Raw genomic sequence first — 418 nt, 5'->3', positions numbered from 1 at the left:
AGAGCGGCAGTTGGCCTCGTTTCAAAGGGCAATTGAGCAAGGTGCTGATGGCGTCGCTATTCTGGACGACGAGGAGTACGTCTATGTTGATGACACTCATGTCGAGATGTATGGGTTCGACAACAAAGACCAGTTAATTGGGTCAACGTGGCACACGCTGTACGACGATTCTGAGATTTCTCGGCTCGAAGCAGAAGCCCTCCCAGCAGTTGAGTCCGACGGTTACTGGCGCGGACAGGTCACAGGTCAACGTCCGGACGGAACGACTTTCCCGACTGAAATCTCCCTAACTCTGATCGATGATGGTCGGATTGTGTGTACTGCTCGCGACGAGACCGAGCAACGACGTCAACAGCGTGAGCTCAAACTCTTCCAGCAGGCTATTGAACAAGCGGCTGATGGCGTCGCAGTTCTTAAA

1 protein-coding gene is annotated in these 418 nt (G+C 53.3%); it reads left to right on the top strand.

Features of this window, described 5'->3' with window-relative positions; translation table 11 throughout:
• The coding region (locus EXE42_RS15705) for a PAS domain-containing protein (RefSeq protein WP_137706928.1) at positions 1–418 on the top strand (418 nt) is incomplete at both ends.

This window comes from Halorubrum sp. SP3 (genome assembly GCF_005435195.1).
GTDB lineage: Archaea > Halobacteriota > Halobacteria > Halobacteriales > Haloferacaceae > Halorubrum > Halorubrum sodomense.
The sequence above is the reverse complement of the archived record's forward strand: the minus strand, read 5'-3'. Positions and strand labels throughout refer to the sequence as shown.